General features: G+C 68.6%; 11 protein-coding genes. 3 read left to right on the top strand and 8 right to left on the bottom strand.

Annotation, left to right across the window (positions count from 1 at the left end; all coding sequences use genetic code 11):
- Window positions 1-33: 33 nt before the first annotated feature.
- Together ACFPN9_RS06565 and ACFPN9_RS06560 are read left to right on the top strand one after the other, a co-directional pair.
- Complete coding sequence (locus ACFPN9_RS06565; protein WP_066720492.1) at window positions 34-1,248, top strand: NADP-dependent isocitrate dehydrogenase; 1,215 nt, start codon at window positions 34-36, stop codon at window positions 1,246-1,248.
- A gap of 736 nt (window positions 1,249-1,984) precedes the next feature.
- Entirely contained in the window at window positions 1,985-2,884 is a 900-nt protein-coding gene (locus tag ACFPN9_RS06560; RefSeq protein ID WP_156446468.1) for a hypothetical protein, read from the top strand.
- A 25-nt stretch (window positions 2,885-2,909) separates the two neighbouring features.
- Here the strand turns inward: ACFPN9_RS06560 and ACFPN9_RS06555 are convergent, their stop codons facing one another.
- The 4 genes from ACFPN9_RS06555 to recA form a co-directional block, all read right to left on the bottom strand.
- Window positions 2,910-3,566, bottom strand: coding sequence for a hypothetical protein (locus ACFPN9_RS06555; RefSeq protein WP_067255175.1), 657 nt, complete (start codon window positions 3,564-3,566; stop codon window positions 2,910-2,912).
- A complete protein-coding gene (locus ACFPN9_RS06550) occupies window positions 3,563-4,726 on the bottom strand; it encodes a cyclic nucleotide-gated ion channel (protein WP_066718639.1) in 1,164 nt (387 codons plus the stop codon). The genes ACFPN9_RS06555 and ACFPN9_RS06550 overlap by 4 nt, the downstream gene beginning before the upstream one ends.
- A gap of 7 nt (window positions 4,727-4,733) precedes the next feature.
- The gene (gene alaS, locus ACFPN9_RS06545) at window positions 4,734-7,376 is read right to left on the bottom strand and encodes an alanine--tRNA ligase (RefSeq protein WP_066718645.1); all 2,643 of its coding nucleotides are present in this window, start codon (window positions 7,374-7,376) and stop codon (window positions 4,734-4,736) included.
- 290 nt (window positions 7,377-7,666) lie between these two features.
- Window positions 7,667-8,752, bottom strand: a complete 1,086-nt coding sequence (gene recA / locus ACFPN9_RS06540; protein ID WP_066718647.1) for a recombinase RecA — start codon at window positions 8,750-8,752, stop codon at window positions 7,667-7,669.
- Window positions 8,753-8,947: 195 nt separating this feature from the next.
- On the opposite strand from recA, the gene ACFPN9_RS06535 reads away from it, so the two are divergent.
- A complete protein-coding gene (locus tag ACFPN9_RS06535; protein WP_066718680.1) occupies window positions 8,948-9,976 on the top strand; it encodes a DmpA family aminopeptidase in 1,029 nt (342 codons plus the stop codon).
- 87 nt (window positions 9,977-10,063) lie between these two features.
- On the opposite strand, the gene ACFPN9_RS06530 is transcribed toward ACFPN9_RS06535, so the two are convergent.
- The 4 genes from ACFPN9_RS06530 to fliR form a co-directional block, all read right to left on the bottom strand.
- On the bottom strand, window positions 10,064-10,522 hold the full coding sequence (locus ACFPN9_RS06530) for a hypothetical protein (RefSeq protein ID WP_156450117.1): 459 nt from the start codon (window positions 10,520-10,522) through the stop codon (window positions 10,064-10,066).
- Between the two features lie 5 nt (window positions 10,523-10,527).
- Window positions 10,528-13,026, bottom strand: a complete 2,499-nt coding sequence (cckA, locus tag ACFPN9_RS06525; RefSeq protein WP_066718683.1) for a cell cycle histidine kinase CckA — start codon at window positions 13,024-13,026, stop codon at window positions 10,528-10,530.
- 66 nt (window positions 13,027-13,092) lie between these two features.
- Window positions 13,093-14,160: a flagellar biosynthesis protein FlhB gene (flhB, locus tag ACFPN9_RS06520; protein WP_066718684.1), complete on the bottom strand. Its 1,068-nt coding sequence runs from the start codon at window positions 14,158-14,160 to the stop codon at window positions 13,093-13,095.
- Window positions 14,161-14,166: 6 nt separating this feature from the next.
- Complete coding sequence (gene fliR, locus ACFPN9_RS06515) at window positions 14,167-14,925, bottom strand: flagellar biosynthetic protein FliR (protein WP_066718686.1); 759 nt, start codon at window positions 14,923-14,925, stop codon at window positions 14,167-14,169.
- Window positions 14,926-14,972 lie beyond the last annotated feature (47 nt).

Raw genomic sequence — 14,972 nt, 5'->3', positions numbered from 1 at the left:
TCCACATCTGGCCAGCAGCAGGGGTCGTTTCACATGAGCAAGATCAAGGTCGCCAACCCGGTCGTCGACATGGACGGCGACGAGATGACCCGCATCATCTGGCAGAAGATCAAGGACACGCTGATCTTCCCCTATCTCGATCTCGAGCTCGACTATTACGACCTCTCGGTCGAGAACCGCGACGCCACCGACGACCAGGTCACGATCGACGCCGCCAACGCGACCAAGAAGCACGGCGTCGCCGTGAAATGCGCGACCATCACCCCCGATGAAGGCCGCGTGAAGGAATTCAACCTCAAGCAGATGTGGAAGAGCCCGAACGGCACGATCCGCAACATCCTCGGCGGCGTGATCTTCCGCGAGCCGATCATCTGCAAGAACGTGCCGCGCCTCGTGCCGGGCTGGACCCAGCCGATCGTGATCGGCCGCCACGCCTATGGCGACCAGTACCGCGCCACCGACTTCAAGTTCCCCGGCAAGGGCACGCTGTCGATCAAGTTCGTCGGCGAGGACGGCGCGGTGATCGAGAAGGAGGTCTTCAAGGCCCCGGACGCCGGCGTCGCCATGGCGATGTACAATCTCGACGAGTCGATCAGGGATTTCGCCCGCGCTTCGCTGAACTACGGCCTGATCCGCAAATACCCGGTCTATCTCTCGACCAAGAACACCATCCTCAAGACCTATGACGGGCGCTTCAAGGACATCTTCGAGGAGATCTACCAGGCCGAGTTCAAGGCCGAGTTCGACAAGCTCGGCATCACCTATGAGCACCGCCTGATCGACGACATGGTCGCCTCGGCGATGAAGTGGTCGGGCGGCTATGTCTGGGCCTGCAAGAACTACGATGGCGACGTGCAGTCGGACACGGTGGCGCAGGGCTTCGGCTCGCTCGGCCTGATGACCTCGGTGCTGATGACGCCGGACGGCAAGACCGTCGAGGCGGAAGCCGCCCACGGCACGGTGACCCGCCACTACCGCGAGCACCAGAAGGGCAAGGAGACCTCGACCAACTCGATCGCCTCGATCTTCGCCTGGACCCGTGGCCTCGCCCACCGCGCCAAGCTCGACGGCAATGCCGAGCTCGCCAAGTTCGCCTCGCTGCTCGAGAAGGTCACGGTCGACACCGTCGAGGCCGGCGACATGACAAAGGATCTCGCGCTGCTGGTCGGCGCCGAGCAGAAGTGGCTCTCGACCACCGGCTTCCTCGAGAAGGTCAGCGAGAACATGCGCAAGGCCATGGCCGCCTGAGCGGGCGAGCTTTTCGTCACGATGAGAGCCCGGCCGGCGACGGCCGGGCTTTTTCGTGGGGCGGCCGTTTCCTCGACGCCGTCATCCTGGACAAGCCGCGTAGCGGCGCAGACCGGGATCCATCCTAGGGCTGGACAGCGCCCGATGATGGATCCCGGTCGGCCTTCGGCCGCCCAGGATGACGGTGGTGTTTCCGAGACAACTAGAAGCGTACCTCGCACCGAACCCCCCGACCGGCCTGAGCCGCGGGGTTTCGCATCAATGCCCCCGAAAGGGGATGCGCGGAGCCAGGTGGCGCGCGGACCAAAGCCGCGCGTCGGTGTCGGAATGTCGATGCAGCGCCGATCTCGCGCCGCCCGGCTCCGCGCGCGGGGATTTTGGGCGTCGCGGCCATCAGTCCCTGACGAGGGGACGTCCAACCGCTCGACCTCCGGGAGCCCCCGCCCGCGACGGCGACGCCTCCCGAAACCCGCCACCACACCCGGCCGCACGACGCCTCGCGACAGCCCCCTTGGTCGGGTGCAGCAGGGGGAGCATAGGGGCGGGTGAGACTGCGGGGATAAGATTCGGCGGACGATCAGTCGGCATTCCGAGGACCAACCCGGGCGGGCGCGTCCCGTTACCGCCGTCACGCCCGTGACCGCCGTGCAGTCGACCTCATCCGTTTGAGGGACGTGCGATCCCGGTATGCTGGTCTCCCATGGGCGTCACCGTCGCAGCAGCCCCGGAGCCGGCCGTGATCAATGCTTGGGCCATCACCACGAGAGACAACAAGAAGGACGAGAAGGACTGCGACATCGTCTTCAAGCCGGCCGCGGCCCGGCTGCGGGACGCCTATACCGGCGGCTATTCGGAGTTTTCCAATGGCCTGCCTTATCCGCGCAACCGCGACGACCTGCTCAAAAAGATCGAGAATATGGCCGGCGGGCTCGATCTGTTCGCCTATTTCGGGCACGGCTACAACACGCAGCTCGGTGGCCACATCCTGACGCCCGACGACATCAACAAGATGGCGGACGCGCTCAAGCCGAAGCTGAAGCCGGGCGCGAGCGTCGTCTTCTATTCCTGTCTCGCGGGATCGCCGGGGGGGCTGACCACCTCCCTCAACGATCGGATCGGGCTCGGCGTCTGGGTCTATGGCCATACGACGGCCGCGCATTCCTTCAAGAACCCCGACGTGAGCGAGGTCCACAATGGTGACGGCCCGAAATTCAGGTTGTTCGCCAACATGCTGGGCCCCAGCCTCAGGGCCGCCTGGATCGAGTCGCTCACCTACACGGATCTCTGGCTGCGCTTTCCGCTCATGCAGCATGCCGACATCATCAAGGAAGTGAACGCGGTGCGGCTGGTCGGCACCTGGAGCCTGCCGGGCGGGGCGAAATACGTGTTCGACTGGCCGATCAAGAATGGCACCTACGACACCGAGGCCTCGCTCTGCGTCAATCCCAACGGAACGGTGAAGGATGCCGCCGGGCGCACCGGGCGCTGGGAGATCGACGACGATCTCGTGCTGTCCTGGGGCAACCGCGAGGAGATCTGGGTCATGCCGATCGCGCCGGAAGGGCAGCGCATCAAGAGCGGCGTCGGGGTGGCGAAAAGGATCGCCCGCGGCAAGTTCGGCAAGATCCAGGGGTAAGGCCGGCAGACGGGGCTGCCCAGCCTCACTCCACCGTCACCGCCCGCGTCGCCAGCACGCGCAGGCCGCTGACGGGGGCGTCCATGACATAGCGCAGCTCGTAGGCGCCGGGCTGGTCGGGGCCGTCCAGCGTCGCCTCGACGTTCTCCTGCGGGAAGAAGGACGGGCCTTCCGCCTCGGGGGCGGCGCCGGCCGGGACCAGCACGACGCGGTCGCGCTCGCCATTGGGGCCGATGCCGCGCACCGGCAGGGCCTGGCCGCGGCCGATGCGGGCCGGTGCGGCCAGCGTCGCCTCCGGCGGCGTGGTGACGAGCGGCTGGCGCAGCAGGATGACCGGGGCGCCGTCCTGGTCGCGCGTCAGGCGCAGTTCATAGGCGCCGGCCTCGCCCGGCGTGGGCAGGCTGGCCGACGGGCGGGGGCCGAGCGGTACAACAACGATGGCGGTCGCGGGCGGGTCCGCCGGGCGGGCGATGGCGAGCCGCGACCCCTCCGGCGCACGCGTCGCCAGGACACTCAGCGGCGAGCCGGCCATCACCCGCTGCGAGGCCGAGAGCGCCGGGCCGCCGGGCTGGGGCGGCTTGCGGGCGGTCGCCGGCTGGGCCGGAGCCTGCGCATGAGCCGAGGCCAGCGCGGCCAGCGGCAGGGCGGCCACTGCCAGCAGCACGAGACGGCGCCGCCTCATGCGTCGCGGGCCAGCTTGCGGATATGGGCGGCGAGCTTCGGGCTGCGCGCGGTCAGCGCCTTGAAGTCGATCTGGTCGAGCACGAGCAGCTTGGTCGGCGCGGTCGCGACGGCGGCGTTGACGCCCGAGGCGTGGCTCGTGATCGCGACGTCGTCCAGCACCAGCGCACCGAAGAAATGGCCTTCGTCCAGAATCGTCTTTCCCTCCGGCAGAGCGAGTTCGACCTCGCCGCTGGCGACGAAATAGAGCGCCTGCAGCGGCTCGCCATCATGCGCGACGACGACGCCGTTGCGGACCGTGCGGGCGCGCAGGAACTGCATCACCTCCGCGATTTCGACCGCATCGAGTTGGCCGAATAATGGCACCCGCGCGATCATGCTCCAGGTGACGACGAATTCGCGGCGGTGGATCTCCTGCGCGAAGGCGGTGGCGACGATGCCGACCGGCAGCGCCAGCATGACGAGGCCGAGCACCGCGGTGACGGCGGCGACCGCCTTGCCGGCGGCGGTGATCGGCGAGACATCGCCATAGCCCACGGTGGTGAGGGTGATGATCGCCCACCACATTGCGTCCGGAATGGTGCCGAGCTTGTCGGGCTGGGCCTCGCGCTCGACGAGGTGCATGACGCTCGCCGTCATCAGCATCACGCCCATCAGCACGACGAAGCAGGCGAAGAGGGCCTTGCGTTCGGCCTGGAGCGCGGCAGCGAGCGAGGCCATGCCGGGCGAGTAGCGCCCGAGCTTGAAGAAGCGCAGCAGCCGCAACAGCAGCAGGAACTGCAGGTCGGCGAGCCCCAGCATGGCGAAGGCGAGCGGCAGGGTCGCCAGCAGGTCGACCATGGCCGGCAACGAGGCGGCATAGGTCAGCCGCGCCTGCGCCGGCGTCAGCGCGCGGTAGCGCACATGCTCGGGCGCGACCCAGAGGCGCGCGACATATTCCAGCGCGAAGAGCGCCAGCGAGACGGTTTCGAGCGCATGGAAGACCGGGCCGAAGCGCGCCGCGATATCGGGAACCGATTCCAGCACGATCGCCGCGACATTGGCGCAGATCAGCAGGACGAGGCCGCGATGGATGCCGTTGGCGACGGGATCGTCGCCCGCGCCATGGTCGAGCCAGAGATGGACCTGCCGCCGCCAACCCTTGGGAGCGGCGACGGCCATGCCGCCTTTAGCCCATCGCGGCGGCGACGGCGTCGAGCGCTCCTTGCGCCTTGCCGCCGTCGGGGCCGCCGGCCTGGGCCATGTCGCGGCGTCCGCCGCCGCCCTTGCCGCCGAGCGCCTCGGAGGCCGCGCGTACCAGCGCGACCGCATCGAAACGGTCCGTCAGGTCCGGCGTGACGCCGACGACGACGCCGGCCTTGCCATCCTCCGCGACGCCGACGATGGCGACGACGCCGGAGCCGATGCGGGCCTTGGCCTCGTCGGCCAGGCTCTTGAGATCCTTCATCTCGACGCCGGTGACGGCGCGGGCGAGCAGCTTCGTGCCGGCGATCTCCTGGACCGGATCCTGCGCCTCGCCGCCGCCGCCCATGGCGAGCTTCTTGCGAGCCTCGGACAGCTCGCGCTCGAGCTTGCGGCGCTCCTCGATCAGCGCGGCCAAGCGTGGGCCGGCCTCGTGCGCGGGCACCTTGAGCAGGCTGGCGAGGCCATCGAGCAGACGCGACTCGGTGTTGAGCCGCAGGCGGGCGCCGTTGCCGGTCATCGCCTCGAGACGGCGGACGCCGGCGGCGACCGCGCTCTCACCGACGACGCTGACGAGGCCGATATCGCCGGTGCGGCCGGCATGGGTGCCTCCGCAGAGCTCGACCGAGAAGGCGCGGCCAGTCGCATTCGTGCCCATCGAGACGACGCGGACCTCGTCGCCGTACTTCTCGCCGAAGAGGGCGCGGGCGCCCGAGGCGATGGCCTCGTCGACGCTCATCAGCCGCGTCGAAACCGGCTCGTTCCTGAGCACGATGGCGTTGGCGATCTCCTCGACCTCGCGCAGCTCCTCGTCCGAAATCGGCTTGGGATGCGAGAAGTCGAAGCGCAGGCGCTCGGGCGAGACCAGCGAGCCCTTCTGCGCGACATGGTCGCCGAGCACGAGGCGCAGGGCCTCGTGCAGCAGATGGGTGGCGGAGTGGTTGGCGCGGATCGCGGTGCGGCGGGCATGGTCGACCGTCAGTTCGACGGCGGCGCCGCGCTTCAGCACGCCCTCCTTGACCGTGACGGCATGGGCGAAGACATCGCCGAGCTTCTTCTGGACGTCGCCGACCTCAGCCAGGAAGCCGGCGCCGCGGACCGTACCGGCATCGCCGACCTGGCCGCCGGACTCGCCATAGAACGGCGTCTGGTTGACGATCATCAGCCCGCTTTCGCCGGCGGCGAGCGTCTCGACCTCGGCATTGTCACGGATCAGCGCGGTGATGACGCCCTCGGCGGTCTCGGTGTCGTAGCCGAGGAATTCGGTGGCGCCGAGCCTGTCACGCAGCGGGAACCAGAGCTTCTCGGTGGCGGCCTCGCCGGTGCCGGCCCAGGCGGCGCGCGCCTTGGCCTTCTGCTGCTGCATGGCGGCATCGAAGCCATCCGTGTCGACGGTGACGCCGCGCGCGCGCAGCGCGTCCTGCGTCAGGTCGAGCGGGAAGCCGTAGGTGTCGTAGAGCGTGAAGGCGACCTCGCCCTTGAGGCTCTGGCCGGCGGTCAGGTCCTTCGCGGCGTCGTCGAGCAGGGTCAGGCCGCGGGCGAGCGTGGTGCGGAAGCGGGTTTCCTCGAGCTGCAGCGTCTCCGAGATCAGCGCCTCGGCGCGCAGCAGCTCGGGATAGGCGCGGCCCATCTCGCGGGTCAGCACCGGAACGAGGCGGTGCAGCAGCGGCTCCCTGGCGCCGAGCAGCTGCGCATGGCGCATGCCGCGGCGCATGATCCGGCGCAGCACATAGCCGCGGCCCTCGTTCGAGGGCAGCACGCCGTCGGCAATCAGGAAGGCCGAGCAGCGCAGATGGTCGGCGATGACGCGGTGGCTCGCCTTCATCGGCCCGTCGGAGGGGACATTGGTGAGGTCGGCGATGGCGGAGATCAGCGCCGCGAACAGGTCGATCGCATAATTGTCATGGGTGCCCTGGAGCACGGCGGCGATGCGTTCCAACCCCATGCCGGTGTCGATCGAGGGGCGAGGCAGGTTGGTTCGAACGCCGCCCGCCGCCTCCTCATACTGCATGAAGACGAGGTTCCAGATCTCGATGAAACGGTCGCCATCCTCGTCGGGCGAGCCGGGCGGGCCACCGGGGATGTGGTCGCCATGGTCGTAGAAGATCTCAGAGCAGGGGCCGCAGGGGCCGGTGTCGCCCATGCGCCAGAAATTATCCGACGTCGGGATGCGGATGATGCGGGAATCGGGCAGGCCGGCGATCTTCTTCCAGAGGCCGTGGGCCTCGTCGTCCTCGGAGAAGACGGTGACGGTCAGCTTCTCCTTGGGCAGGCCGAATTCGCGGGTGACCAGCGTCCAGGCATGGCTGATCGCCTGTTCCTTGAAATAGTCGCCGAAGGAGAAATTCCCCAGCATCTCGAAGAAGGTGTGGTGGCGGGCCGTGTAGCCGACATTGTCGAGGTCGTTGTGCTTGCCGCCGGCGCGGACGCATTTCTGCGCGGTGGTGGCCCGGACGTAAGGCCGCTTCTCCTGGCCGGTGAAGACGTTCTTGAACTGCACCATGCCCGAATTGGCGAACATCAGCGTCGGGTCGTTGCGCGGCACGAGCGGGCTCGACGCCACCACCTCATGGCCCTGGCCCTTGAAGTAGTCGAGGAAGGTGGACCGGATTTCGTTGACGCCGCTCATCGCTGTTCGAACTCTTGGCTATCGGGCTGCCCTCCGGGCAGGGCCGGCGGTTTCAAGCGTTCTAGTGAGGCGGCCTGCCGCTGTCGAGAGAGTGAAGAGCGCAAGGCGTTGAGCCCAAACGACAACGGGCGACCCGAGGGCCGCCCGTGTTTCGTGTGACGCCATTCTCGGGCGAAGCGCTCGGGTCCGATCTCTGATCGGCCCAAGGATAAACTCCGCGTAGACCCGAGAATCTCTCGGCAGGAGATGCTCGGGTCAAGCCCGAGCATGACGCCGGTGAGAGCCTTCCCTCAGGCCTCGCCCTCGTCGAGATCATCCGCCGTCGGGGTCGCCTGGTCGAGGATGCGCTCGGCGACGAGACCCGAGTTCTGGCGGATCGTGGCCTCGATCTTGGCCGCGACCTCGGGATTGGCCTTGAGGAAGCTCTTGGCGTTCTCGCGGCCCTGGCCAAGGCGCTGGCTGTCGAAGGAGAACCAGGCGCCGGACTTCTCGACCATGCCGGCCTTGACGCCGAGATCGATCAGCTCGCCGACCTTGGAGATGCCCTCGCCGAACATGATGTCGAACTCGACCTGCTTGAAGGGCGGCGCGACCTTGTTCTTGACGACCTTGACGCGGACCTGGTTGCCGGTGGCCTCGTCGCGCTCCTTCAGCGTCGAGACGCGGCGGATGTCGAGGCGCACGGAGGCGTAGAACTTCAGCGCGTTGCCGCCGGTCGTCGTCTCCGGAGAGCCGTACATCACGCCGATCTTCATGCGGATCTGGTTGATGAAGATGACCATGCAGTTCGAGCGCGAGATCGAGGCGGTCAGCTTGCGCAGCGCCTGGCTCATCAGGCGGGCCTGGAGGCCGGGCTGGACATCGCCCATCTCGCCCTCGATCTCGGCGCGCGGGGTGAGGGCTGCGACCGAGTCGACGACCAGCACGTCAATCGCGCCGGAGCGGACGAGGGTGTCGGTGATCTCGAGCGCCTGTTCGCCGGTGTCGGGCTGGGAGATCAGCAGGTCGTCGAGATTGACGCCGAGCTTGCGGGCATAGACCGGATCGAGCGCGTGCTCGGCATCGACGAAGGCGCAGACGCCGCCCTTCTTCTGGGCCTCGGCGATGGTGTGCAGCGCCAGCGTGGTCTTGCCGGAGCTTTCCGGTCCGTAGATCTCGATGACGCGGCCGCGCGGCAGACCGCCGACGCCGAGCGCGATGTCGAGGCCGAGCGAGCCGGTGGAGACGGTCTCGATCTCGATCGCCTGCTGGTTCTTGCCCAGGCGCATGATCGAGCCCTTGCCGAAGGCGCGTTCGATCTGCGAGAGCGCCGCATCGAGCGCCTTGGCCTTGTCCATCGAGGACCCTTCCACGAGTTTGAGATTCGCCTGACTCACGATCTGCGCTCCTTATGGCAGGGGCACGGGGACATCTCAATCCGCGCCGGTGAGCGAGAATGGTCATGGTTTGTTCTCGCGCGCAAGTTCTTTCTTCGTTCTCGTTTCGCGCCTGCTGACAGGAGATGGCAGGAGGGTCTAGGAGAGGGGATGCGCCGCGGCGAAGGCCTCGGCACCGACCGGAGACGAGGTGACATGAACAGGCGCGCGCGTGACTTCGGGCTGATCTGCGGCAGCCTGCCGCCGGGGCCGCTGAACGCCATCACCGACGTCGCCGGCGTGCGCGTCGGCCATCGCAGCCTGCGCGAGGGAAACATTCTCACGGGCTTCACCGCTGTGCTGCCGCATGAGGGCGATCTTTTCCGCGAGAAGCTGCGGGCCGGATGCGACGTCATCAACGGCTTCGGCAAGAGCGCCGGGCTGGTACAGCTCGCCGAGCTCGGCCAGATCGAGACGCCGATCCTGCTCGGCAACACCTTCTCGGTCGGCACCGGCTTCGATGCGCTGGTCGGCCGGGCGCTGGCGGCCAATCCCGAGATCGGCCGCGAGACCGGCACGGTCAATCCGCTGGTGCTGGAGTGCAATGACGGGTTCCTGTCGGACATCCGGGCGCGGGCCCTGACGGAAGCCGATGCGGTCGCGGCTCTCGATGCCGCGGCGGGCGGGCCAGTGGCGGAGGGTGCGGTCGGCGCCGGCTCGGGGATGAGCGCCTTCGGCTTCAAAGGCGGCATCGGCACGGCCTCGCGGCTGATGCGTCTGGATGGCCGGGACTTCACGCTGGGCGTGCTCGTACTCGCCAATTTCGGCAATGCCGGCGATCTCGTTCTGCCGGACGGGCGCCGGCCCGTGCCGCCGGTGCCGACTCCTGCCGCGCCCGAGCGGGGCTCGGTGATCATCGTGCTGGCGACCGACCTGCCGCTCGAATCGCGCCAGCTCAACCGGGTGGCGCGGCGCTGCGGCGCGGGGCTGGCGCGGCTCGGCGCCTTCTGGGGCCATGGCAGTGGCGACATCGCCGTCGCGTTCAGCACGGCGGGTCGCATCGCCCATCACGAGACAGCCGATCTCCTGCCGATGACGATGCTCAACGAGAGCCGGATCGACGGGCCGTTCCGGGCGGCCGCCGAGGCGACGCAGGAGGCGGTGCTGAACGCGATGCTGGCGGCGCCGGCCGTGACTGGGCGCGACGGCAACAGCCGGCCCTCGCTGGTGGATGCGCTCGGCTGAGCGCTAGCCCATCGCCGCCTTCACCGTCTCGACGAGCTGCTTCATCGTGAAGGGCTTGGGCAGGAACCTGGCCATCCGCGCCCCGCTTCAGGCGCTAGGCGGCGCCTGAAGCGCCGCGCCGAGACGCTCCAGTTCGAGCGTGTAGCAATAGAGCGCGAACAGGATCGCCAGCAGCAGGGTGCCGCGCCAGACCAGGTCGGCGGTCGAGAGGTCGACGACCGGGGCGTGGCGCAGGAAATAGACCGAGAACAGCGCGCTGCCGAAGATGAAGCCGATGCGGCTGGCGAAGGCCAGCAGATGCCCGATCGGCAGGTTGCGGCGGATCGGCGGCAGGGCGACCCGGTGCAGCCGGTACCAGTAGCAGGCCTGGCCCAGAGCCGCCGCGAGCAGCAGCTGCACGATGCTCAGCCGTGTGGAGAGATGCGGCGTGCCGATGTTCTCGATCAGCAGGCGAAAGCTCGCATGGATGTTGAACAACACGACCGCCGCACAGAGCGTCTGCACGGCGAGCAGGATCGCATAGCGGCGCGCGCTCGGCCCCCGCACCGGGCTCACCCCATCGCCGCCTTCACCGTCTCGACGAGCTGCTTCATCGTGAAGGGTTTCGGCAGGAAGTGGAAATCCTCGCCCTCGGGCAGGTTCTTGCGGAAGGCTTCCTCGGCATAGCCGGAGACGAAGACGACCTTGGTGTTGGGGTTGCGCTGGCGCAGCTCGCCGAGCAGCGTCGGGCCGTCCATCTCGGGCATGACCACGTCGGAGACGACGAGGTCGATCTGCCCGTCATGGGCGAGGAAGATGTCGAGCGCCTCGACGCCCGAGGCGGCCTCGTGGACGGTGTAGCCGCGCGAGACCAGCATGCGGGCGTTGAGCGCGCGCACGGCGTCCTCGTCCTCGACTAGCAGGATGACCCCGGCGCCGGTGTGGTCGGCGGCGACCTTCTTCGGCGCCTCCTTGACCGCGGCCTCGGCGGCGATCTCCTCCTCGCTCGGCACATGGCGGGGCAGGAAGATGCGGAAGATCGTGCCGCGGCCGACGACCGAGTCGCAGAAGACGAAGCCGCCGGTCTGCTTGACGATGCCATAGACCATGGAGAGGCCCAGCCCCGTGCCCTTGCCGACCTCCTTGGTGGTGAAGAAGGGCTCGAAGATCTTGTCGAGATGCTCGGGCGCGATGCCGGTACCGGAGTCCTCGACCTCGAGCAGCACATAGTCGTCCGCCGGCAGGGCGGCATGGGCGAAGCCGGCGCAGTCGGCCCGCTCGACATTGCGGGTGCGCACGGTGAGCTTGCCGCCATCGGCCATGGCGTCGCGGGCGTTGACGGCGAGGTTGACGATGACCTGCTCGAGCTGGCCGAGATCGGCCTTGACCGGCCAGAGGTCGCGGCCCTGGCGCACGTCGAGCGTGACCTTGTCGGCGACGACGCGCTTCAGCATCAGCGAGAGGTCGGAGAGCACGTCGCCGAGCTCCAGCACCTGCGGGCGCAGCGTCTGGCGGCGCGAGAAGGCGAGCAGCTGCCGCACCAGCGCCGCGGCGCGGTAGGCGTTCTGCTTGATCTGCATGATGTCGGGGAAGGAGGGGTCCGTCGGCCGGTGGCTCGCCAGCAGGAACTCCGAGGCGTTGATGATGACCTGCAGCACGTTGTTGAAGTCGTGCGCGATGCCGCCGGCGAGCTGGCCGACCGCCTGCATCTTCTGGGCCTGGTCGATATTGTCCTTGAGCTTGCGCTCGGCGGTGGTCTCGAGCGCGTAGATGATGGCGCGCTCGCCGTCGCCATCCTCCGTCGCCGCCACCGGCGAGAGATAGAGCCGGACCGAGCGGGTCTCGTCGGCCGCCAGCGTCAGGTCGAGCGGGGTGATCTCGGAGCGGCCCTCCATCGCATCCGCCAGCGCCCGGTCGAGCCCACCGCCGGCGGCGACGAGATCGAGGATCGTGGCGGGCTGCGGCCCGCCCGGGGTGAGCCGGGCGAAGGCGGCGTTGGCGCGCAGGATGGCGCCGGTGCGGTCGACAGTGGCGATCGCCATCGGCGTCGAGTGGAAGAAGCGGGCGAAGCGGATCTCGGCCTCGCTGCTGCCGTCGGTGCCGGCCTCGCCGGGGGCGCGGTTGAGCACGAGCGTGCGCGAGGGGCCGGCGCGGCCGTCGCTGCCGAAGGCGACCTGGTGGTGCAGGCGCACGGGGAGGGGCGCGCCGTTGCGGCGCTTGAGATCGACGTCGAGCACCTCGACGCGGACATCGCCGGCATGGCCGCGGATGGCCTGGACGAGGGCGGCGGCGGCGGGCGTGGCGATGTCGTCGAGATGCAGGCCGCCGGAGCCGAAGCGGGCGAGGTCGAAATCGAGCCAGCCCGAGAGGGTGGCGTTGAGATAGGAGACCTCGCCATCGGCGTCGATCGAGACGAAGCCGGCCGGCGCGTGGTCGAGATAGTCGATCGCGTGCTGGAGCTCCTGGAAGGCGTTCTCCTGGCGCTCGCGCTCGGGCGTGACGTCGGAGACCGACCAGAGCGTGGCCGGGCGGCCGTCGCGGCGCAGCGGCGAGACCTTGATGCGGTACCAGCCGACGGCGCCGCGCCCGCCGAGGGCGGGTTCGAGCCGCACCTCCTCGACCAGCTTGCGGTTCTCGCGGGCGGCGGTGGCGAGGCGGTAGATGGCCTCGGAGACCTCGGCGCGGCCGGTGAAGAGGCTGTTGACGGGGCGCAGATCGCTGGCGCCGCGGGCGCCGGCCAGGGCCAGATAGGCCTCGTTGGCATAGACGATCGCGGTCTCGCCCTCGGTGACGACGACGCCCTCGTCGGCCCGGTCGACGATCGCCTTGGTCAGGTCGTTGCGGGCGGCGCGGCCGGAGAACTGCACCAGGCCGATCGCGAAGGCGAAGAGGCCGAAGACGCCGACCACGGAGAGCAGGCCGAGCAGGCCCAGGATCAGCGGCTGCGCCCATTCATTGGCGATGAAGCCGAGCGCGATCGCCGAGCCGACGAGCAGCCCCGCGACGAGCAGGATGACGCCGATATGGCCCGGCTTGTCGGAACGATCGATCGCTGTCGTGGTGCCGCCCATTGCGGTGTGGTCCGTCCCGTTGACATGGGGCCGCGCTGGCGGCGGCAGTCGAGGCTGTTGAACGAGTTAGGCGCGGCGGCGCTTCAGGCGCAAGACGTATCCGATCACTTCCGCCACCGCCTGATAGTGTTCGACAGGAATCTCTTCGTCGATCTCGACGCTGGCATAGAGCGCGCGCGCCAGCGGCACGTTCTCGACGATCGGGACCTCGTGCTCGCCGGCGACCTCGCGGATCTTCAGCGCGATCGCGTCGACGCCCTTGGCGAGGCAGAGCGGCGCCGCCATGCCGGGCTCGTATTGCAGGGCGACGGCATAGTGCGTCGGGTTGGTGACGATGACGGTGGCCTTGGGCACCTGCGCCATCATGCGCTTGCGGACCCGCTGGGCCCGGATCTGGCGCAGCTTCGCCTTCACCTCGGGATTGCCTTCCGAGTTCTTGTACTCTTCCTTGAGCTCCTGCTTGGTCATCTTCTGGCGTTGGTACCAGGAGAAGCGCTGCCAGACGAAATCGCCGAGCGCGACCACGGCGAAGAGGGCGAGCGCCGCGCCCATCAGCTTGATCGCCAGCACGAGCGTCGCCGGCAGCAGGGCCGCGACGCTCATCTGGGCGAAGCCCTCGAGCCGGTCGTGCTCGTTCCAAAGCGTGATCCAGAGCACGGCGCCGACGAGGCCGGTCTTCGCCAGCCCCTTGGCGAAGTTCACCCAGGCCTCCTTGCCGAACATGCGCTTGGCGCCGGCCATGGGCGAGATTCGGTTCAGCTTCGGCATCAGCGGGTCGAAGGTCCAGAGCGGCTTGTGCTGGATGAGCGCGCCGGCCAGGGCCGCGACGAGGATGAAGGCGAAGGGCAGGCCGAGTGCGGCGAATCCGGTCATCACCCCCTGCTTGGCGACATGCGCGAAGGCGGAGCCGTCGGAGGGCACCTGATGGGCGTTCATCAGGAAGGCGCGCAGCGAGAGCGCGCTGTCGCGGGCGGCCCAGCCGGCTCCGACGAGCAGCGCCAGGGTGAAGCCGCAGAGCACGAAGAAGGTGCCGATCTCCTGCGATCTGGGAATGTCGCCTTTCTCGGCGGCCTGATCCAGTTTTCGCTGGGTCGGCTCCTCTGTTCTGTCCTCGTTGTCGGCCTCCTCGGACATCGGCGCTCAGTTTCCCGTGAACTGGCGCAGGAAGCCGCCGAGCTCGCCCAGGAAGACGCTCATCATCACGCCGATGACGGCGAAGAAGACGAGCATGCCGCCGAGGATCGAGGCCGGGACCGCGAGGAAGAAGACCTGAAGCTGCGGCATCATGCGCGCGAGCACGCCGAGCCCGAGATTGAACAGCAGCCCGAAGACGATGAAAGGCGCGGAAATCTGCACCGCCAGCGAGAAGCCCTGCGCGGCGGCGCGCACCGCGAGCGTCATCACGTCGTCGACCGGCGGCGCGGCTCCCGGCGGCAGGACGCGATAGCTCTCATGGATCGCGACGATCGCGACATGGTGCAGGTCGCTGGTCAGGATCAGCGTGATGCCGAGCATGGTGAGCAGGTTGCCGATCGAGGGGTTCTGCGTGCCGCCGGTGGGATCGACCGTCATCGCGAAGCCGAGACCCATGGTCTGCGCCACCAGCGTGCCGGCGGTCTGCAGCGCTGCCATGACGAGGCGCGCGCAGACGCCGATGATCAGCCCGATCAGGATTTCGCCGACCAGCAGCCCGAAGATGCCCGGCATATCGGGGGGAAGTCTGAGCTGCGGGCGGGCCATCGGCACCATCATCAGGGCGATGAAGAAGGCGAGCGACAGGCGCGCCCGCGAGAAGATGAAACGCTCCCCGATGCCCGGCATCAGCATGACCAGCGTGCCCACCCGCGCGAAGACGAGCACGAAGACGGCGCTGATCTCGGGCAGGATCGCGATCTGCATCGTGCCGCCGGGGCCTCGTCGCCATTGCGGGCGCCGCGGGGCCGGAC

It is taken from the genome of Allobosea massiliensis (assembly GCF_042655245.1).
GTDB lineage: Bacteria > Pseudomonadota > Alphaproteobacteria > Rhizobiales > Beijerinckiaceae > Allobosea > Allobosea massiliensis.
The sequence above is the reverse complement of the archived record's forward strand: the minus strand, read 5'-3'. Positions and strand labels throughout refer to the sequence as shown.

Coding starts and splice junctions, on each gene's coding strand:
- ACFPN9_RS06565 (WP_066720492.1), top strand. CDS start 34: ATGAGCAAGATCAAGGTCGCCAACCCGGTCGTCGACATGGACGGCGAC.
- ACFPN9_RS06555 (WP_067255175.1), bottom strand. CDS start 3,566: ATGAGGCGGCGCCGTCTCGTGCTGCTGGCAGTGGCCGCCCTGCCGCTG.
- ACFPN9_RS06550 (WP_066718639.1), bottom strand. CDS start 4,726: ATGGCCGTCGCCGCTCCCAAGGGTTGGCGGCGGCAGGTCCATCTCTGG.
- alaS (WP_066718645.1), bottom strand. CDS start 7,376: ATGAGCGGCGTCAACGAAATCCGGTCCACCTTCCTCGACTACTTCAAG.
- ACFPN9_RS06535 (WP_066718680.1), top strand. CDS start 8,948: ATGAACAGGCGCGCGCGTGACTTCGGGCTGATCTGCGGCAGCCTGCCG.
- cckA (WP_066718683.1), bottom strand. CDS start 13,026: ATGGGCGGCACCACGACAGCGATCGATCGTTCCGACAAGCCGGGCCAT.
- flhB (WP_066718684.1), bottom strand. CDS start 14,160: ATGTCCGAGGAGGCCGACAACGAGGACAGAACAGAGGAGCCGACCCAG.
- fliR (WP_066718686.1), bottom strand. CDS start 14,925: ATGCAGATCGCGATCCTGCCCGAGATCAGCGCCGTCTTCGTGCTCGTC.